The organism is Vibrio sp. SSH13-20 (assembly GCF_040104475.1).
In the GTDB taxonomy this organism is placed as follows: domain Bacteria; phylum Pseudomonadota; class Gammaproteobacteria; order Enterobacterales; family Vibrionaceae; genus Vibrio; species Vibrio harveyi.
In genome coordinates this window covers 583,222-603,793 of the sequence record NZ_JBECOU010000004.1, presented here as the reverse complement: position 1 = coordinate 603,793, position 20,572 = coordinate 583,222, and the positions used below count along the sequence as shown (strand labels likewise).

General features: G+C 46.4%; 17 protein-coding genes. 11 read left to right on the top strand and 6 right to left on the bottom strand.

All coding sequences use genetic code 11. The features are described from left to right. Nucleotides 1-44 precede the first annotated feature (44 nt). Nucleotides 45-2,795, bottom strand: coding sequence for an insulinase family protein (locus tag ABMY42_RS14790; RefSeq protein ID WP_349266484.1), 2,751 nt, complete (start codon nucleotides 2,793-2,795; stop codon nucleotides 45-47). 320 nt (nucleotides 2,796-3,115) lie between these two features. Between ABMY42_RS14790 and ABMY42_RS14785 the strand changes: the two genes are divergently transcribed. The 3 genes from ABMY42_RS14785 to ABMY42_RS14775 all read left to right on the top strand — a co-directional run bounded on the left by ABMY42_RS14785 (nucleotide 3,116) and on the right by ABMY42_RS14775 (nucleotide 7,484). After that, nucleotides 3,116-5,002, top strand: coding sequence for a methyl-accepting chemotaxis protein (locus ABMY42_RS14785; RefSeq protein WP_349266483.1), 1,887 nt, complete (start codon nucleotides 3,116-3,118; stop codon nucleotides 5,000-5,002). 225 nt (nucleotides 5,003-5,227) lie between these two features. Next, nucleotides 5,228-6,184, top strand: a complete 957-nt coding sequence (locus ABMY42_RS14780; protein WP_349266482.1) for a hypothetical protein — start codon at nucleotides 5,228-5,230, stop codon at nucleotides 6,182-6,184. Nucleotides 6,185-6,386: 202 nt separating this feature from the next. After that, entirely contained in the window at nucleotides 6,387-7,484 is a 1,098-nt protein-coding gene (locus ABMY42_RS14775) for a YdcF family protein (RefSeq protein ID WP_349266481.1), read from the top strand. A gap of 78 nt (nucleotides 7,485-7,562) precedes the next feature. Here the strand turns inward: ABMY42_RS14775 and ABMY42_RS14770 are convergent, their stop codons facing one another. Then, nucleotides 7,563-7,985, bottom strand: a complete 423-nt coding sequence (locus ABMY42_RS14770) for an organic hydroperoxide resistance protein (protein WP_005449644.1) — start codon at nucleotides 7,983-7,985, stop codon at nucleotides 7,563-7,565. 137 nt (nucleotides 7,986-8,122) lie between these two features. Between ABMY42_RS14770 and ABMY42_RS14765 the strand changes: the two genes are divergently transcribed. The 5 genes from ABMY42_RS14765 (at nucleotide 8,123) to ABMY42_RS14745 (ending at nucleotide 12,531) form a co-directional block, all read left to right on the top strand. Beyond that, entirely contained in the window at nucleotides 8,123-8,581 is a 459-nt protein-coding gene (locus ABMY42_RS14765; RefSeq protein WP_005449645.1) for a MarR family transcriptional regulator, read from the top strand. A 134-nt stretch (nucleotides 8,582-8,715) separates the two neighbouring features. Then, entirely contained in the window at nucleotides 8,716-8,853 is a 138-nt protein-coding gene (locus ABMY42_RS14760) for a YHYH domain-containing protein (protein ID WP_005449646.1), read from the top strand. A 302-nt stretch (nucleotides 8,854-9,155) separates the two neighbouring features. After that, nucleotides 9,156-9,713, top strand: coding sequence for an alkyl hydroperoxide reductase subunit C (ahpC, locus tag ABMY42_RS14755; protein ID WP_005374632.1), 558 nt, complete (start codon nucleotides 9,156-9,158; stop codon nucleotides 9,711-9,713). Nucleotides 9,714-9,885: 172 nt separating this feature from the next. Then, the gene (gene ahpF / locus ABMY42_RS14750; RefSeq protein WP_005374617.1) at nucleotides 9,886-11,454 is read left to right on the top strand and encodes an alkyl hydroperoxide reductase subunit F; all 1,569 of its coding nucleotides are present in this window, start codon (nucleotides 9,886-9,888) and stop codon (nucleotides 11,452-11,454) included. 657 nt (nucleotides 11,455-12,111) lie between these two features. Further along, a complete protein-coding gene (locus tag ABMY42_RS14745) occupies nucleotides 12,112-12,531 on the top strand; it encodes a VOC family protein (protein WP_114320387.1) in 420 nt (139 codons plus the stop codon). 81 nt (nucleotides 12,532-12,612) lie between these two features. Here the strand turns inward: ABMY42_RS14745 and ABMY42_RS14740 are convergent, their stop codons facing one another. The 4 genes from ABMY42_RS14740 to ABMY42_RS14725 form a co-directional block, all read right to left on the bottom strand. Continuing rightward, nucleotides 12,613-13,230 (bottom strand): hypothetical protein, encoded by a 618-nt coding sequence (locus ABMY42_RS14740; protein WP_281187854.1) that lies wholly within the window; start codon nucleotides 13,228-13,230, stop codon nucleotides 12,613-12,615. Nucleotides 13,231-13,425: 195 nt separating this feature from the next. Further along, entirely contained in the window at nucleotides 13,426-13,965 is a 540-nt protein-coding gene (locus ABMY42_RS14735; RefSeq protein WP_281187768.1) for a CAP domain-containing protein, read from the bottom strand. Between the two features lie 144 nt (nucleotides 13,966-14,109). Next, complete coding sequence (locus tag ABMY42_RS14730) at nucleotides 14,110-14,562, bottom strand: GNAT family N-acetyltransferase (RefSeq protein WP_281187769.1); 453 nt, start codon at nucleotides 14,560-14,562, stop codon at nucleotides 14,110-14,112. A gap of 55 nt (nucleotides 14,563-14,617) precedes the next feature. Further along, nucleotides 14,618-15,538 (bottom strand): LysR family transcriptional regulator, encoded by a 921-nt coding sequence (locus ABMY42_RS14725; RefSeq protein WP_080640346.1) that lies wholly within the window; start codon nucleotides 15,536-15,538, stop codon nucleotides 14,618-14,620. Nucleotides 15,539-15,656: 118 nt separating this feature from the next. Between ABMY42_RS14725 and ABMY42_RS14720 the strand changes: the two genes are divergently transcribed. From ABMY42_RS14720 to malE, 3 genes are all read left to right on the top strand, one after another. Next, nucleotides 15,657-17,291 (top strand): alpha-glucosidase, encoded by a 1,635-nt coding sequence (locus tag ABMY42_RS14720; protein ID WP_349266480.1) that lies wholly within the window; start codon nucleotides 15,657-15,659, stop codon nucleotides 17,289-17,291. A gap of 41 nt (nucleotides 17,292-17,332) precedes the next feature. Then, nucleotides 17,333-19,138, top strand: a complete 1,806-nt coding sequence (locus ABMY42_RS14715; RefSeq protein WP_349266479.1) for an alpha-amylase family protein — start codon at nucleotides 17,333-17,335, stop codon at nucleotides 19,136-19,138. A 255-nt stretch (nucleotides 19,139-19,393) separates the two neighbouring features. Next, nucleotides 19,394-20,572, top strand: coding sequence for a maltose/maltodextrin ABC transporter substrate-binding protein MalE (gene malE, locus ABMY42_RS14710; protein WP_005450011.1), 1,179 nt, complete (start codon nucleotides 19,394-19,396; stop codon nucleotides 20,570-20,572).

Here is a 20,572-nt window from a genome sequence, read left to right as displayed (position 1 = left end):
CATTCAAAAATAAAAAGGGCGACCATGGAGTCGCCCTTTGCAAATTATGATTTTGGATTGAGGATGATCGTCGTGCGTTTCGCTTTGTTACCGAAGGCACGTTTTGCCAACGCTTTGACTTCTTCTAAAGTGACACTTTGCGCCGCTTTGTCGATATCAAGCAATACATCCAGTCCATAGTCATGAACAAGGTAACGCGTGTATGCCCAACTGCGTTGACCCGGACTGTCGTCGATGTCTTTCATTGCAACCACCAACTGTTTCTTCGCAATATCGACTTCTTTTTGAGTAATGTTCGTTGCCAAATCATCGATGATGTTGCCAAGCTGCGCATCCATTTTACTCACGTCTTTCGGATCGATTTGAGATTCAAAGAACCAGTCAGACACCATCTCTTCATCTTGCGTGATTGGGTAAATGCTTGGGCTGTAATCCAAACTTGCCTCTTCACGTAATTGATCAGTCACTCGTGCTGCCGCAATGCGTTGAAGTATGTCAATAACAACCGTTTCTTGCGCCGTTCTTGGCTGTTCATTGCCGTTCGTTAAACGTAATAAATACAACGACGATGGCTCGTGCCCTTCTGCCATTACCAAGCGTTTTTGCGCATTAGGATTAAAATCGATGTGGTAGTCCACAGCTTCACTTGGTTTTAGATCAATCGATGCAACGTACTTACGCAATAACGGCGTGATCTGCTCTGGGTCGATGTCTGCAACCATCACCATCTTGTAACCGCGGTTGTGGTTAAACAATGTCTCATGCAAAGCGAAAACTTCCTCTGGTGTGACATCCTTAACCCCATCTGCAGCTAACAGAACTTGGCGACTGTTCGGCAGGTAAGCGTTTTCATTTGCCGCTTTGACCCACTTACCCATTGGTGATTCAAAGAATGCTCGACGCTGTTGAACAAACTCGCGTTTCACAGCGGCAAGTTGACGCTCGTCGACTTTAATTTCCGTCATGATGTTGTACAAACCATTTAGCGCACTCGCAAGGTGTGCTTTTGGTGCGATCACTTCTACACCATGATTGGTTGCACCCAAAATAGGAAACAGTGAAATGTCCGTTTTACGCAAGTAGCTGTCGAGCTCAGAACCAGAAAAACCACCCAAGCCACTGCGTGCAGCTGCCATCGTTGCCACATCAAAGGCAGGGTACAACGACTTATCTAACGCCGCTTTACCACCTTGGCTTGCTAAATAAACGTATGCGCGATTGGCTGCTTTCTCGTCTTTTTGGAACCACACCTCAATGCCGTTCGATAGAGTGTAAACTTGGAATCCACCCTTCTCTTCACGCATTTTAGTGATCGTGCCTTCTTTGGTTGGTTGAATAAAACCATCCGTCTGCGCATACATGTCCAATGGCTTCTCACCAGCTTGTGCATATGCGGCGCTCAAGGCTGCAAATTGACCTGAAAACTGTGCTTTGTCTTCGTTTTTACCCAGTCCAATTACAAAGTTTGCTGGTTCAGACAACAGCGCTTTCAGTTCATCATTGGCATGATCTAATGTGTTACTGTCGATAAAGCTCGACAAGCTTTGCTCATACCCTTGCTTCGATTGGCTTACCGAATTGATTTCTAACTGGTAAGTACGCGCTTCGGCATAACCTGCTGGCTTACGTTTCGACCAATCTGAATCAAGGTTAGATAGCTCGCCATACCAACCAGACATCACACCATCAAGCTCTTGTTGTGTCACTCCGTAGTCGCGTAAAGACGTTAGCGTATTTAGGAAGATTTTCTGAATATTGTCACGACGCTCTGGCGCAAAAGAAACACCGGCAGACATGACACTGTGGTAGTTGGACGTGTAAGGCTGTGCATACGCGTATTGGAAAGATTCCGCCGCATCATTTAACACCGCAAGCAAACGTTGCTGGATAAGCTGAGCACTGACTTCGTCTTGCCATGCGCTATGTTGTTGAGCCAAGGTTTGGCGCATCACAGAATCACGGTCGATGATCAGATGCAGACTTGGCGATTCCATTTGGCTGCTTGGCAGAATGCGATTGGCGTTATTCGCACGAATATCACGTCGCTTCTCAACCACAACGTCAGACGTGCTCTCCCAGTTTGAGAATTTTTTCTCGATAATCTTAGCGATCGAGTCCACATCAACATTACCTGTGATGATCAACTCTGCGTATTGCGGCTGATACCACTTGTCATAAAAGCGCTTTAAAGCGGGTGATGATGTATTTTCAATCGAGCTACGCGTACCAATTGGATCGTGCTCTGCGTAAGGCGTCCCCTCAATTGTGGCTTCGTACGCAGTGAAAGACAGCGGCTTATCATCCGGACGAGAACGTCGCCACTCTCCCAAAATCACGCCTTTCTCTTTTTCTACCTGCGTTGGGTCAAATTGAATGCCATCACCGATGTCACGCATCCACGTTAGCGCCTCATTCAGCTTGTCTGGATTGGCGAGATCCAATTTGTACGTCGTCTGCTGATAGGTTGTCGTGGCATTAATATCTGCACCAAAGCTGCCGCCTGATGCTTCAAACAGCTTTACAACATCATTGCCAGAAAAGTGCGTACTGCCATTGAACGCCATGTGCTCAATAAAATGAGCGTAGCCTTTTTGGCTGGCGTCCTCTTGGAAAGAGCCGACATTCATCATCAAACGTACTGAGACTTCTTCGTCTTGAGTCGGATAGATGTGGTACTTCATCCCATTGGCAAGTTGGTCGACATGCCAATTTGTATCGGCTTGGAGAGGTGTTGATTGGGGAGTCAGAGCGCACCCTGACAGTAATAATGCGGGTAATAACAACGTGCTACGCATAACTATTGTCCCTAACAATGAATAATTGAGGCAATATATCGATCACGTCATATGCTTGATATTTAATATGCAATATACGCCCTTATAGTAAGACTTTGATCACACTTTATAAAAACAAGAATCATTTACAAAGATGTAAATAACGGTTTGCTAATAAACAAGTTAGCGCAAAAAAGCAAAACAATTTGAACAAAATGTGTGCATTAGCATGAGTATGAATCAAATACGCGACACAGATCGGTATTTATTTTGAACACTAAAATATAATATCGGCGCGAAATACAAATTTTTATAAATAATAAAGAGCCAATCATATCTATATGTTTAAGAACTTATCTTTGAAGAACAAGCTGGCGATCTCTGCCAGCGCTGCCATCATCCTCGGGGGAGTGTTGGTAGAGGGGCTGTCTTTCCGTGACTCTTTGCAACGACTTGACGTTGAAGTTGCACAGCGTTTAGAAAGCACAAGCGCATCTTACAACCAATATGTAAGTGACTGGATTCTATCCAAAGAACGAGCACTGACTTCACTATCACAAGACGCTAAAAAATCGGCAATCGTGACGCACCTAAAACAAGTTCGCGATTCTGCCAAGTTTGATAACGTCTTCTTAGCTTACCCAGACGGTTCACAAGATAACGCAAACGGCGTTGTTCTACCGCCAGGTAACGATGACCCACGCAAATGGGGTTGGTACACCAATGCCATTGCTAATCCATCCAAAGTCTTTATGGATAACCCAACGGTTGCCGCCGCAACAGGCGCAAACGTGGTGTCTTTGGGTAAAGCGATACAGCTTCACGGTCAAACCTCAGTATTAGGTGCTGACGTAGAAATCGGCGATATCCTAAACAGCCTAAACCAAGTAATTTTACCGGGCGAAGGCTACATGTTCATTGCGAACGACCAAGGCAACATCTTCACTCACAACGACAGCAAACTGCTTAATCAACCTGTGAGCAAGCTTGGTTTGAGCAACAATGACATCGTTGCGGCAGCAAGATCTGGTCAGGATCGAACTGTGTCTATTCAGGGTAAAGACTTTGTGGTTTACGCAAAAGCCATCGACGGTACCAAGCTAACCACAGTAACCGTTCTGGATAGCGACTCACTTGTTGCACCACTTTACGATGCCGTTTGGGGACAAATTATCGCGACGGCTATCGTTGTGATCATCTGTGTGGCGTTGTTTAACTTGCTGTGTAACATCCTGTTCCGCCCGCTTTACAACGTCTCTCATGCACTGTCGCAAATCGCTAACGGCAGTGGTGACTTAACTCAACGCATCAAAGTAGAAAACCGCGATGAGGTAGGTGAACTGGCAGAGAACTTCAACCAGTTCGTTACGAGCCTTCAGCAGCTTATTGGTCATATTCGTCATCAAGCCGAAGACCTAAACCAACAGTCTGAGCTAAGCACTAAGCGTGCAAACCAATCAGTTGATGAGCTAAACCACCAGCAACAAGAAATCACGCTTGTGGCAACGGCAGTGACAGAAATGGCGTCTGCAACTCAAGAGATCGCCTCTCACGCTGAACAAACAGCGAAAGTAGCGCAAGATTCATCAGTAAGCACACAAAACGGTCACTCACTTGTGGTAAACACGAAAGACTCGATCAACAACTTGTCTTCTGAAGTGAACCAAGCAAGTGGTGTTATTAGTGAACTAAACCAACACGCACAAGACATCAACACCGTGCTGTCGACCATCCGTGATATTGCTGAACAAACCAACCTACTTGCGTTGAACGCGGCAATCGAAGCGGCACGCGCTGGTGAACAAGGTCGTGGATTTGCAGTCGTGGCTGATGAAGTTCGCGTACTATCGCAACGTACACACACTTCAACAGAAGAGATCAAATCCACCATCGAAACGCTGCAACGCACCACTCAACGCGCTGTGACCTTGATGGAACGCAGTTCAGAACTGGCGATGGGTTCGGTAGAAGATGCCGACCGTGCTTCGCAAGCGTTGGATGAAATCAATTCAGCGGTTGCATTGATCAGCGACATGGCGACACAAATCGCTACAGCAGCAGAAGAGCAAACGCACGTGACCAACGAGATCACGCAGAATGTTACGTCCATCAAAGACGTGACCGATCACTTGGTGATTGGTGCAGAAGAATCCATGAACCAATCTTCTGAGCTGAAATCACAAGCTGAAGACCTCAACTCGAAAGTAGCGACATTCAAACTGGCGTAATACTCGTTTCTAAGCTCAATATCAAACCCCGCCTAGCTGCGGGGTTTGTTTTTCCCACCGATACTTCTCTCTTAAATTGACCTCAAAGCCTTAAAAATCCGTACATATATCCAACCAGTATTTTCACCTACCGCCACGAGCAAGCTTCATAGAAAGCGTGGTAGGACATCATTTAGGGAAACGGCTTTTCAACCTTATTCTGAATACGTTCGAAGAGGTGCGCTTATGAATCTTATGGACCTACCCAAAAAACGGGGGAAATGGAATCTCGAACTGTGCAAACGAAGCGCAGCACAATACAAAACCCGCACCGCATGGAGCGAAGGGAGTAAAGCGGCTTATAGTGCTGCTTATCGTAACGGTTGGCTAGACCAATGCTGTGCCCACATGCAACGCGTTGGCGTTAAGTGGACCTACGAAAAATGCGTACGCAGCGCCGCTCGATATAAAACCCGCTCTGAGTGGAACCAAGCGTGCAAAAGCGCCTACCATGCAGCTCGTAAAAATGGCTGGGTAGAAGATTGCTGCGCTCACATGCTTCCCTCTCGTACAGGTAAAAAATGGACCTTTGAAAACTGCGCGAAAAATGCCAAGAAGTACAATACCCGTTCTGATTGGCAACGCGGTTGCAGCGGTGCTTATAACGCAGCAAATCGTAATGGTTGGCTAGACGAATGCTGCACTCACATGAAGCCCATCGAACTGAAATGGGACTTCGCGGCGTGCCTCAAAAGCGCTCGAGCGTTTCGGACCCGGACCGAGTGGATCAGCGCGTGCAAAAGTGCGTATCAAGCGGCACGAAACCGAGGTTGGTTGGAGCACTGCTGCGCTCACATGGGTGCGCCGAGAACGCAAAAGAAATGGACACTCGATGCCTGCATCAAAAGTGCTTCTGAATTCAAGACTCGAACCGCATGGCAAGAAGGCTGCAGTGGCGCTTACTTCGCAGCACACCGTAATGGATGGATGAAAAAGTGTTGCCAGCATATGCGCTCTGCTCGCGCCAAATGGACACTGAAAATCTGTAAGGGCAGCGCCTCTTACTTCTCAACCAAGAAAGATTGGCTTCGCTGCTGTCGAGGCGCATACAACGCCGCACATCGTAATGGATGGCTGGTCGAGTGCTGTTCACATATGAAGAGAGCAACCAGCTCGCGAGTGTCTTTAAATCCAACCGTTTAACACAACAGCCGGTGGGCAACGTTTTTCGTGATCCTACTTCGCGTTTTAACCACATGAATCCCTTCGTTCGGCTGAGTTGGGATTCATTTCACAGTTTATTCATGAAGCGAACCTAGACTGAAAAAATCCATCGAACTCGTTCGACCTACAACAACGTTAGGCACGATAAAAACTAGGTACTACAGCACCTCTAGGACATTTCATGAAGAAGAACTTACTTGCTATTGCTCTTTGTAGCGTGATTGCGCTAACGGCTGCTCCATACTCCATTGCAGCAAACGATGCTGCTATCCAATCTTCAGCCGACTATTCACAGATCGTCACCAAGCGTCAGGTTGTCGACCAACTGCTCAACGACGCGGTAAAGGCATTCAAATCCCCTGCGCGTATCTCGCACGCTGGTTTTACCGCCAAAATGCCGAGCAACATGGAGATTGTTACCGACCGCTTACTAGAAGCCTACAAACTTGAGCCATACCGTACTGACCTGCTGATTTCTGCGGCAAACGCGCAGATCTACAACAAGAATGCAGACCGCGCGATTGAACTGTTCGAACAAGCCCTTTCGGTCGCACCAGACGATGTGGATTTGCACGCTTACTTAGCGGTATGGCAACGCTTTGAGGGCAACCAAGCGGAATCAGCGAAACACATGGCGACGCTCACGAAGCTCAATGCAGGTAAAGCGGCAGACATCCAACGCATCTTCGACACTGTAGACCGCGTGCTTGCCACGCCACTAAAAGAGAAAGCCGACAAAGGCAAGCTGGATGACAAAGGGGCGATCGTCACACTGGGATACGCACTGAATCCGGATGGTTCAATGCACCAAATCTTGGTTGAGCGCTTAGAAACCACGCTAGCCATGGCGAAAGCAAACCCAGACGCGTTGATCGTATTGACGGGCGGCGTACCAAAGAACCACAAAACCGAAGGCAAATTAATGGCAGACTGGTTGATCGAAAAAGGCATCAGCAAAGATCGCATCATTGAAGAAAACTATGCCACCAGCACGGTAGGTAACGCCCTATTCAGCAGCTACGCATTGGCACGTCACAACATCAAGCACGCGACCATCATCAGCTCAGCGAGCCACGTGCGCCGTGGTCAAACGCTATTTGAAATCGCAAGCTGGCAAACTGGTCCACAAGGCATCACTTTCGACACCGTAAGTTACCCAGACAAACCGCTTAAAGACTTAGCCAAAGCCAGCGATGGCGAACTACTTGGTATTTATCGCGATGCACTGCGTACTTACGGCATGTGGAGCTACCGCTCTTACCCACTAGAGTCGCGTTAAGTATTCTCGCTTCATACCAATCAAAAAAAGCCTGCGTACTTGCAGGCTTTTTTGTCTTTGTACCGTGGTAAGACCCGCTTAAATCGCTTCGCCGTTTACTGTTACTGCTACATCAATGTTGCCACGAACTGCGTTTGAGTATGGGCAAACTTGGTGTGCAATGCGCGTTAGCTCTAGCGCTTGTTCTTGTGGCATATCTAGCTCTACCGCTAGGCTCACTGTTAGAGCGAAGCCGCCGTTGTCGTTCGGACCGATACCTACTTCCGCTGTTACGGGTGCGCTTTTCAGGTCTACTTTACCTTCACGTGCTACGTGCAGAATCGCGTTAGAAAAACATGCCGAATAGCCCGCTGCGAACAGCTGTTCTGGGTTAGTTGCTGCGCCTGTGCCGCCCATTTCCTTCGGGTATGACAGCTCTAGATCGAGAAGACCGTCATCTGTTTTTACTTGACCATTACGACCAGCCAAAGCGGTAGCTTGAGTTTTGTATAGAGTAGTCATGCGAGTATCCTTCTTAATTTAAGTTGCGCACAATTTAATTGCCCACAATCTTAGATCGAAGTAAAGATCGTTTGCAACTATATTGTACACAATTTATTTTATGACTCTCTTTTTCTATGAGCAGGTAGGCAACGCCAATGAGCCAGTGTTACACCGACAACACCATGACCGACGACGATAAACTCTTACTCGAAAACCAAGTTTGCTTCCCGCTCTACAGCGCAGCAAATGCAGTGATCCGAGCTTACCGCCCGTTGCTGGACGAGCTTGATCTGACTTATTCGCAGTACTTAGTGATGATGGTGCTATGGGAGAAAGACGGTGCCAGTGTGAAAGAATTGGGGTCACAACTGCATTTGGACTCAGGCACACTCACACCGCTGCTTAAACGCTTAGAAGCAAAAGGCTATGTAGAGCGTGGTCGCAGTGAAACCGATGAGCGCGTCCGCGTACTCAACCTCACCGAGCAAGGTCTTGCTCTCAGAGAACAAGCCAAGGCAGTGCCAAACGCCATGATGTGTAAAATCACATTAGAGCTGGATGAAATGATCATGCTGAAGAAGCTGTGTGGCAAAGTGCTCGACAATCTGAGCTAATCCTTTGAAATCTTGCCCACTGACGAAATAAGTGGGCGATGAGACGTTAAAGGTTGATTGAAATCATATTCAACTAGTAGCATTTATGTAAAACTCCGCGCGCTCAAGTTTGGGCATACATTTCGGAGTATTAAATGAAAAAGGCAGTATTCGTTCTTCTTGTTAGTTTCGGTATGGTTTCTGCGGCGTTTGCCCATTCTGGAGGCACCGACGCAAATGGCTGTCATACAAACAGTAAAACTGGTGAGTACCACTGTCACAACCGCAAATAATTCCGTTTGCATAATATGAGAAGGCGCGGCTTATCGCGCCTTTTTAAGCGGGAATCACACGTTATACCTCCATCCTCCCTCATCGCCCTTCTCAATCAACATTATCTATTATCGCTCTGCATTCATCTTCAATAAAACCTATCAAAGCAAACTCACCTACATCGGATATGCCTATCAAGTGAAATAGGAAATGGCTATCAATAGGATAGTTACAAGCGATTTTCCTTAAACACACTCCGATGAGAATATACTTTCCGAAAGCAACAACAGCTCAGCTTAAAACATTCAAAGGAAAGTAAATTATGATTAATACTCAAATCAAACCATTTGCAGCTACAGCGTACAAAAACGGCGAATTCGTTGAAGTAACAGAACAAGACGTTCTAGGTAAATGGGCAGTATTCTTCTTCTACCCAGCAGACTTTACGTTTGTATGTCCAACAGAACTGGGCGACCTAGCAGACCACTACGAAGAGCTACAAAAACGTGGCGTAGAAGTTTACTCAGTATCAACTGACACACACTTCACTCACAAAGCATGGCACGACAGCTCAGACACAATCGGTAAGATTCAGTACTACATGCTTGGCGACCAAACAGGCAACATCACAAACAACTTCGGTGTGATGCGTGAAGGTCAAGGTCTTGCAGACCGCGCTACGTTCCTAATCGACCCAGAAGGTACTATCCAAGCAATGGAAATCACTGCTGAAGGTATCGGTCGTGACGCAGAAGACCTACTACGCAAAGTGAAAGCAGCTCAATACGTAGCAGCACACCCAGGCGAAGTTTGCCCAGCTAAATGGAAAGAAGGTGAAGAGACTCTAGCTCCATCACTAGACCTAGTTGGCAAAATCTAAGTCACTGAAATTTAAGTTCTAATCAGTTCCCGATTTCCTTTTTCTGATTAGAACTGAATTAGAGAGCACTTCAGGTTAGATACCTTGACGACCTTCTGCCTGATTTGCTCTCTCCCCCTCAGGTTTTATCTACAGTAACCACTTTTTAGTTTTAATTAAGGTAGTAACAACTATGTTAGACCAAGCGATCCAACAACAACTCAAACAATATCTGGCTAATGTAAAAGAAGAAGTTCGTTTAGTGGTTAGTCTAGATGAAAGCAAAGCATCGAATGACATTTTGTCTCTAGCGAACCAAATCGCAGAGATGAGCGACCTAATCACCGTTGAACGTGACGACAACGCAAGCGCACGTAAACCAGTGATGGCGGTAACTAACCCAGCAAAAGGCACAGCACTACGCTTTGCAGGCTTGCCAATGGGTCACGAATTTACCTCTCTAGTATTGGCACTGCTTCACTCTGGCGGTCACCCAATCAAACTAGAACCGGAAGTGATTGAGCAAATCGCAGCACTAGACAAAGATCTAGACGTAGAAATCTTCATTTCTCTGTCGTGTCAAAACTGTCCCGACGTAGTTCAAGCGTTCAACATGATGGCGGCGATCAACCCGAAAGTAAAAGCAACCATGATCGACGGTGGTTTGTTCCAAGATGAAGTGAAACAACGCGACATCATGGCAGTACCAAGTGTATTTGTGAATGGCGAGCTATTCGGTCAAGGTCGTATGTCTCTGACTGAAATCCTAAACAAAGTGGATGACGGCGCGAGCGAAAAAGCGGCGAAAGCACTGAGCGAAAAAGACCCATACGACGTACTTGTTGTCGGCGGTGGTCCTGGTGGTAGCGCTGCTGCTCTATACGCTGCTCGTAAAGGTATTCGTACTGGCGTTGTTGCTAAGCGTTTTGGTGGTCAGGTTATGGACACCATGGCAATCGAGAACTTCATTTCGGTAAAACGTACTGAAGGTCCAAAACTGGCAACTGATCTAGCAGAACACTTAAAAGAATACGACGTAGACGTAGTAACTGAGCAACAAGCTGAGAAGCTAATGGGCGCAGCACACACAGAAGATGGTTTGATTCACATCCAACTTGAAAGCGGCGCAACGCTGAAGAGTAAGAGTGTCATCCTAAGCCCTGGTGCACGCTGGCGTGAAATGAACGTTCCGGGTGAGCAAGAGTACCGCAACAAAGGTGTCGCGTACTGCCCACACTGTGACGGCCCACTGTTCAAAGGTAAGAAAACTGCGGTTATCGGTGGTGGTAACTCAGGCATCGAAGCTGCTATCGACCTTGCTGGTATCGTCGAACACGTAACGGTTCTTGAATTCGCAGACGTACTTCGCGCAGACCAAGTGCTTATCGACAAAGCGAATTCACTACCAAACGTAGACATCATCACGATGGCGCAAACTACTGAAGTTGTGGGCGACGGTACTCGCGTAACAAGTTTGAAGTACAAAGACCGCAACACAGACGAAATCAAAGAGATTGAACTGTCAGGTATCTTTGTTCAAATCGGTCTAGTACCAAACACAGAATGGCTAAAAGATTCAGAAGTAGCCCTATCTGAGCGCGGCGAAATCGAAGTCGGTAGCCGTGGCGATACTAGCCTAGAAGGTGTGTTCGCAGCCGGTGACGCAACAACCGTTCCTTACAAACAGATCATCATTGCGATGGGTGAAGGTGCAAAAGCAAGCTTAGGCGCATTTGACTACCTAATCCGTAAGCAAGGCTAATCTCCAAATTTCTTGGACACAAAGCGCACAGTGCTGTGTTTTCTTCCCCAGAAGGCCAATCGGGGCACTGTGTAGAACGGAGTGGCAAGAAATAAAAGCAAAAACCTAGAAGCCCAAAGACTTTGCCAGCAGCTACTACTGCTGGCTTTTTTTGGTTTGTGGCGAAAGCACTGAGCACACAACAAGAAAGAACAGCCCTCCCCCTTGATAACCACATTCAAATACTTAGCTAAAACACGAACGACTAAAAGGTAAACAAGGTCGCAAGCACCTAACCCAACATTCAGCCTCAAACCAGCAACCCCACCTAACCTACCCTTGTATCAAACTCCGAAGCTCTCAAAGCAACGAACTCAAAGGGGAGGAACTGGTTCTACACTCGCGGATAATTCAATTCACAATGCAACATCACAACGCGCTGAAAATTGATTCTGAATACTCGCTTAGGCTCCTTAAGAATGACGCTGCTCGTTTAGCTCTCTTTCCGTCATTCCCGCGAACCTAGGTGAGACTGGGAATCTATTCACCAAAAACTCGATCCAAATAATTAGCCAAAGCACTTACAATAAAAAATTCCAAAAAAGCCCTTTACCTCAACTTAACTTGAGGTTTTAGCATGTTCATCGTTGGCTAGGAAATGACAGAAAGGAGCACACAATGATCCAACTAGAACATGTGAACTTAGTGGTAAAGGATATCCCAGAAATGCTGAAGTTTTATCAAGCGGCATTTCCACATTGGTATGTACGTGATGAAGGTACTGGCGAATGGAGTGGAAAGCCGAGAAACTGGCTGCACTTTGGCGATGAGTACCAATACATTGCAATGAGCGACCACGGCGAAGGTAGCAACCGAGAATTAAGTGGTCACCAAGTTGGTCTCGCACACTTCGCCTACGTGACTAATGACATCGACGGTGTGACAAAACGATTGATTGAAGCAGGTTATCCAATTGCCCAACCCGGCGCAAAAGAGCCATACCGTAAGAACATTTACTTTGTTGACCCAGCTGGCTTTGAAATCGAATTTGTAGAATACCTTACCGATGATCCAAAACTACGTAACTTAACGAGTTAATACCAAGTATAAAAAAAGCCAGCAGGAATTCCTTGCTGGCGTTTCGTTTATCAAGGGGGCGTAATTTAACGATATTCGTATCTATTGAGAAAGAGACGGGCGGTAAGGCTCTTCTCGAACACCGTGTGAGAGCACTAACTTAATAATGAAGATTGGTGCTAACCATTCTAAACCAGTCGGAGCCGGGACTAATGTCGAAAGAATGATGGATAACATGACTGCAAGTAGCGCAACCGGACGTTGTAGATAAAGCGGCAGGAAGTGCAAAAACACAACCGATACCATCATCACGGCATACCAGAAAAACGCGTAAGACCAAGTGACATCAAAACATAGCGGCACAGCAAACAATTGAAAGTGAATAGCAGGGAACAAGAATTTGCTGCCTACCAATTTGCCCATCCAAGTCAGCTCTAGTTTTTGGTCGGTATGTAGAAATCGCTTCATCGAGCCTAAAGAGTTCGTCAGAACACCTCCAATCATATCTAACGTGAGCAATGACGCGACAATAATTTGAAGCCAACTCCACTCCAAGGTTTGCCATGCAAAAAAGTAGAGGATCACTGGAGCAATAAACGCTGCGTAATTGGCGATCATGGATTCCGCTTTGGTTGCACCAAACCCAGTCGTGAAGTTGAACTTACCCTCACAATCCCAATTGATATGCGCATTCTTTATCGTAGTTTTACTCGTAGACATCATTCGATCCCCTTCATTTAAACGGCTTATTCATTTCAAATCTTTTGAGACCACTTGGTCTATAAAAAGAATAATCGACCAAAACTTATCTTGTCAATTTTTTTAGACCAACTGTACCAAAATAAAAATAAAGCCAGTTGAGTCTCCTCTACTGGCTTTATCTGTTTGTTGTCCAGACTGATCTATTTGTCGTCATCAACGCTGCTTGGCGAAGACTTGGGTCCAGTAATAGCGATAATTCGTCGATTGGTTCTCCACCATGGATGAGCCCATCTGGTCGAAGTCGGCGTTCATGATATTAAGGCAGTGCCCTTCACTCGATAGCCAAGAGTTCATTACCGCATCGATTGAACGTTGCCCTCTCGCGACATTCTCTCCTAACCTGCTCCAAGCATAACCTGTGGCATTGACGCGACTGGAAAGCGTGCTGCCATTTGATCCGGTATGGCTCATAAAATCACTGTTTGCCATATCGCTAGAGTGTCCATAAGCTGCGCTTTCTAAATCGTAACTCCAAGTAAGCGCTCCAACGGGAGGCATAGTTCTTGAGCCACATTGCTGAGTTTTAGATCGAGCATCGTTAACTGCGGCAAGCATTTTCTCGGCAAAAGTGGTGGCTGTAGGTGGTGTATCAGGGGATTGTGAGCCGCTGTCTGCAGGTGATGACGAATCTCCATCGCCACCACATGCACTGAGAAGTAGCGCCAAAGTAGGCACTAAGATCTTTGTTGGCATTGTCTGTCCTTATCTGTTTGACGAAAGGCAAAAAACGCTTTCGATAACCAAGTTCAATAACCTAACAAAAACCAATAAAAGCACCATATGGTGCAAGGTGTTTTAACCAAATACTCACGCTACGCTTTCATAGCTCGAATTTGCTTACGACTGGAGATTCAATTCCATATCGATACGGTGCATATCGACACCCCAACCATCAGGGATGTAGTTCAGCTCTACGGCACCATATTTGGCAAAAAACGGCGCAGATAAATGACTTGCGGCGATTTTGATTTGGGGGATGTTCAACTGCTCAGCTCGGTGAATCGCTCGGCTCATAAACTCATGACCAACCTTCATGCCTTGCGCTTTTGGTGAGATTAAAATCCAGTTCAAGCTATGAAATGCCTGTGTTTTGCCACTCAAACCATAAGCACCAACGAGTTCACCATTTAGAAAGCACACTTCATAACCTTGTGGGTCACTATCAAGAAACTCCGCGTAATCCTCTCTTTCATTAGTTGCGAAATATTCAGGGCAGTTTTCATCGAAGATGCGCAGGCAATCCTCTTTATCACTTGGTAGGAAGGCTCTGAAATTTATGTTGTTGGTCATAAAATTATCTCTTTAGAATCGATTCGTGCTTACTATGAGGGTATGTAAGACCCTACTAAATCTCTGTCGTCATGGTCAGGATTTCATTGATAAGGAACTGAGCTTTGTCGTTATCTAACTGGCGTTTGTGATAGATACCGACGTTACCGATTTTACTGGTATCTGTATGCAAACACTTCACGCCGTTTTTCTCCATCCAACCGTTCATCTTATCGCTGTAAGGCATAATAGCATTGGTCGTTTCGAGCAAATCCAAGCTAGCAAGCAGAGAACCGACTTCATAAACCACAAGTGCAGTTTCATTGGATTGGTTGAAGATTTGATCGTACTCGAATGCGTTGTTGAGCACCGAGCTGTATCGAGAATGCCCCGGCGTTACGCGGATCAGTGGATAAGCAGACATCGCCTCGGATGGTGATTCCAAAAACATTTTGTCATTAAGTAGAGGGTGGTCTCGATGAACAAAGAAAGACTCTTGATCTTGGAACAGCGGTCTGAACACCACCGGCATAAGATCTTTCAATCCGCCGATTTCGTGACCAATAAATAAATCTATATCACCTTGAATCAGGTGCTGCATCAAAGAAAGGTTGTTGCCAAATTCAATATAGAGTGAGCTATGAGGATGCGCTTCTTGGTATTTGGTGATCCCATGTCGCACAAAAAGCTCCCACCACGCTTCACCAACACCGATCTTCAGTTTGCCATGTTCCCTTTGATGCATGTCTTGAATTTTGTGCATCAAATCGAGATGTTTTTCTTGCTGTTCCTCGACATAACGGAGAAACACTTGCCCGTATTCTGTCAGCTCTACGCCTTTAGAACGACGTATTAATAGCGATACACCCATATCGCTTTCTAGCTTCTTAATCGCCGTAGTCAGGGTTGGTTGCGTTACATGCAGCAGCTCAGACGCCTTCTTGATGTTTCCGGTTCTGGCTACGGTCAGAAAATATCGATTCACTCGATTCATCATCGCCCACTCATTTAGGTATCAATTTTTCCTATATCATAAGCAAAAAGTTCAATTTCTACTAGCGGGGAAAAGACACTATATTTTGTCTTAGATTTTTGATTGAAAAGGCACAAATAACATGGAAAAAACGTGGTGGCATAATGCAGTCGTTTATCAGATTTACCCACGCAGTTTTTACGACTCCAACAATGATGGCATCGGTGATCTAAAAGGTGTCATCAGCAAACTGGATTACTTAAAAAACCTTGGCATCAACGTGATTTGGCTCTCTCCTGTTTACCAATCGCCAATGGATGACAACGGTTACGACATTTCAGACTATCAAGCCATCGCACGTGAGTTCGGCACCATGGAAGACATGGAACAGCTATTCAAAGAAGCTGGCGAGCGTGATATCAAAATCGTTATGGATTTGGTGGTTAACCACACTTCGGATGAGCACCCTTGGTTCGTTTCTGCGCGTGAATCTAAGGATAGCCCGTACCGCGATTACTACATCTGGCGTGATGCAGACTCAGAAGGCAATCTACCAAATAACATCGAATCGATTTTTGGTGGCGATGCTTGGCAATGGGACGAGAAAACCGAGCAGTACTACTTCCACCTCTTTTCAAAACGCCAGCCAGATTTGAACTGGGAGAACCCGAAAGTTCATCAAGAAGTATTCAAGATGATGAACTGGTGGATTGAAAAAGGCATCGGCGGTTTCCGATTGGATGTGATTGATCTGATAGGAAAAGAAGTCGACAAAGGCATCACGGGCAATGGCGATCGCCTGCACCCGCTGCTGCAACAAATGAACAAAGAAACCTTCGGTGGCAAAGATGTATTAACGGTCGGTGAAACTTGGGGGGCAACGCCTGAGATCGCTAAGCTGTACAGTGCGCCAGAGCGTCATGAGCTGTCGATGGTGTTCCAATTTGAACACATTACCCTAACCTGGCAAGGTGGCGACAAATGGCAGCCGATTCCGCTCGACCTTAAAGAATTCAAAGACGTGCTAACCAAGTGGCAAGTCGAGCTGCAAGACACGGGTTGGAACTCCCTATTTTGGAACAACCACGATTTGCCTCGTGCAGTGTCGAAGTTTGGCAATGACAAAGCCTATCGAGTCGAGTCAGCCAAGATGCTAGCAACAACGCTGCACTTTTTGAAAGGCACGCCATACATCTATCAAGGCGAAGAGATTGGCATGACCAACGTGGCGTTCGACCAACTAAGCGATTACCGCGATATCGAAACGCGACAATTCTACGATGTGAAAACCGCTGCTGGTATCAGCCACGAGCACATGATGGATGCGATTCACAAGAACAGTCGTGATAACGCGCGTACACCAATGCACTGGAACGCATCAGATCACGCGGGCTTTACCAGCGGAGCACCTTGGATTGCGGTCAACCCGAACTACCCACAGATTAACGTGGAAGCAGCGCTTAACGATTCGAACTCGATCTTCTACCACTACAAAAAGCTCATTGAGCTGCGTAAACGTCATGAAACCATCGTCTACGGAAGCTTCACTCCAGTATGGCAAGAGCATCAACACGTGTTTAGCTACGTGCGCGAATACCAAGGTGAACAGTTGTTTATCGTGAGTAACTTCTCAGAGCACGAGCAAACACTGCAAGTTCCAACCCAATATCAAGCCGATCAGGTAGAGTGCTTAATCAGTAACTATGCGACGCCTTGCGCGATTGCAGCGACGATAACCCTCGCACCTTACGAGTCTTTCGCAGTCAAACTGAAATAAATTTTGGAGGATATGGGAGCCACGAGCTCCCTTAAATATCTATGAATTCCGCAGCGAACGTTTATCAAGTTTTCACCCGACTATTTGGCAACACCAATACCACCAATCAACCTTGGGGCACCATTGAGCAAAACGGCGTCGGTAAGTTCAGTGACTTTAACGACAAGGCGCTCACTGCCATTCAACAGCTTGGCATTACGCATATTTGGTACACCGGAGTACCACACCATGCGGTGATCCGCGATTACAGTGCCATTAGCATTGAGAACGACCATCCAGCGGTGGTGAAAGGACGTGCAGGCTCGCCTTATGCGGTGAAAGATTATTACTCCGTGAATCCCGATTTGGCGGATGATCCAGCACATCGATTAGAAGAGTTTGAAGCCCTTATCGAGCGTACGCATGCGCACAACATGAAGGTCATTATCGATATTGTGCCAAACCACGTTGCCAGACGTTACCAAGGTTTGAACAACCCTGTCGGTGTACGAGATTTTGGTGCCGATGACGATACGAGCGTTGAGTACCATCGTGACAACAATTTCTATTACGTTCCTAATCAAGCGTTTGAGTTACCTAACATTCCTGAGCAATTTTCCCCGCTAGGTGACCCGACGCTGATTAGGAACCTTTCTAACTTTGAAAAATTGCCTGCCTTTGAAGAGTTTCCCGCCAAATGGACCGGCAACGGCTCTAGGCTTGCTCAACCGCAATTTGATGATTGGTATGAAACCGCCAAAATCAATTACGGCGTGCGCCCAGACGGCAGCAAAGATTTCCCAGAACTGCCAGCCGATTACGCAAACAAATCCTATGCTGAGCATTTGCAATTCTGGCAAGACAAAACGCTGCCAAACTCTTGGTATAAGTTCCGCGACATAGCGCTTTACTGGATAGACAAAGGCGTCGATGGCTTCCGTTATGACATGGCGGAAATGGTGCCTGTCGAGTTTTGGAGCTTTATGAATTCCAGCATCAAAGCGGTCAATCCAGAGGCGTTTTTGATGGCAGAGGTGTATCAACCGCACCTGTATCGCGACTACATTCATCTCGGCAAGATGGATTATCTGTACGACAAAGTTGACCTCTATGATTGCCTCAAAGACGTGATGCACAGCAAACGGCATGTGAGCAAAATCAGTGAGATTCAAGAAAGCATGATGGATATTGAACACCACATGCTGCACTTTCTTGATAACCACGATGAGCAGCGTCTCGCCTCACCTGAGTTTGCGGGCAGTGCAGAGAACGGCTTGCCCGCTATGTTGATTTCTACCCTGCTTAGCACCTCACCAACCATGGTGTATTTCGGACAAGAAGTGGGAGAAGCAGGAAGAGAAAACGCAGGCTTTGGGCAACCAAGTCGTACCTCCATCTTTGATTACATCGGTGTCCCAGAACACCAAAAGTGGATGAATCATGGCAAGTTCGACGGGGGCTTGTTATCGCAACAACAGAAAGAAGTAAGAGCCTATTATCAACGCTTACTCAACTTAGCTTTGACCTCGCCAGCCAAAATGGGAGGTTACTTTGACCTGTATCCAAGTAATCAACAAGCCTTGGGGGAAGAGTCATTCTGCTTTGCTCGCTATTCGAGTCAGCAATTGATTTTGGCAGTCGCACGATTAAGGGGAGAACAACCTCAAAACATAGAGTTGGTCATGCCATCTGAGCTGATCAAAAAACTCGAACTGCGCGATGGCGAGTACATCTTAAAAGACGCTATGAATCGTCTTTCTCCACTCACCTTACGCGTCGAAAATGGTGTCGGTAAATGCCAACTGAATATCGAGCCACAGTGCGCTAGTGCTTTCACACTAGATATAGACACTTCCATCGCAGATTAAATTTGGCTGCTGTTCACAAAAACAGTCAAAACCTTCCAAATCCCTTCTCTACATCAACCACCACAAAGCATTGGCTACTGGGTATCGCCCGAGCCAATGCGCTTCCCCGATCACATTCCAACGCATTGATATAGAAAAATGTAATACCAACGACAAAGAAATCAATTTTAACCGCAGAGTGCATCCCCGTATTATCAAACCGTGAAACAACAGCTGACGTCCAGTCACTAGGTTTGAAACAAGGAATCTATCGCAATGAAACCTATTCTAAAAACACTTTCGCTTTGCACTTTATCTGTTCTTTTAGCGCCTTCTGTTTCTGCAATGCAGGAAGGTGAGATCATCATTTGGATCAACGGTGATAAGTCTTACCAAGGATTGAGCCAAATTGGTCAACAGTTCGAAGAAGATACGGGGATTAAGGTTAATGTTCAGCACCCGGATTCTCTAGAAGAAAAGTTCCAACAACACGCCGCGACAGGCGGTGGTCCTGACATCATCTTCTGGGCACACGACCGTTTTGGTGGCTACGCTCAAGCGGGCTTACTGCAAGAAGTGAAACCGAGCCAAGAGTTTAAAGATAAGCTTGTCGATTTCAGTTGGGATGCAGTCACTGTAGATGGCAAAATCTTTGGCTACCCTCTGGCTATCGAAGTCCCTTCTCTAATTTACAACAAAGACCTGTTGCCAAACCCACCTAAGAGTTGGGAAGAGCTGGAGTCCATCCACCAAGCGATGCAAAAACAAGGCAAGAAAGCGATCATGTGGGACGTGAAAAACGCTTACTTCACTTGGCCAATGATTTCAGCTGGCGGCGCTTATGCTTTTGGTAAAACAGCAGAAGGCTACGATGCTAAAGACACGGGTGTAAACAATGAAGCGGGTGTGGCTGGTCTGCAATTCCTTGTCGACATGGTCAACAAAGGCATCGTCGATCCAAATATGGATTACTCAGTATCCGAAGCGTCGTTCACCAAAGGTGAAGTGGCAATGACCATCAACGGTCCGTGGTCTTGGGGCAACCTAGACAAAATGGATGTGAACTACGGCGTTGCTGTGTTGCCAACCTTAAACGGCGGTAAAGGTAACCCATTCGTTGGCATTTTGAGTGCGGGTATTAACGCATCAAGCCCAAACAAAGATCTGGCTGTTGAGTTTCTAGAAAACTACCTATACCAAGACGCCGCATTGAAAATCATGGATGACGATAAGCCACTTGGTGCCGTGACACTAAAATCGTTCCAGAAAGTGCTGGAAAGTGACGAACGCATTAAATCAACCATGATCAACGCAGAAAACGGCGAGATCATGCCGAACATCCCTCAAATGACGTCTTACTTCTTTGCGGAAGGTGCTGCTATCGATAACGCGATGCAAGGCAAGCAAACCGTGAAAGACGCCCTAGACACTGCAGCAAAACAAATTGTTCGCTAA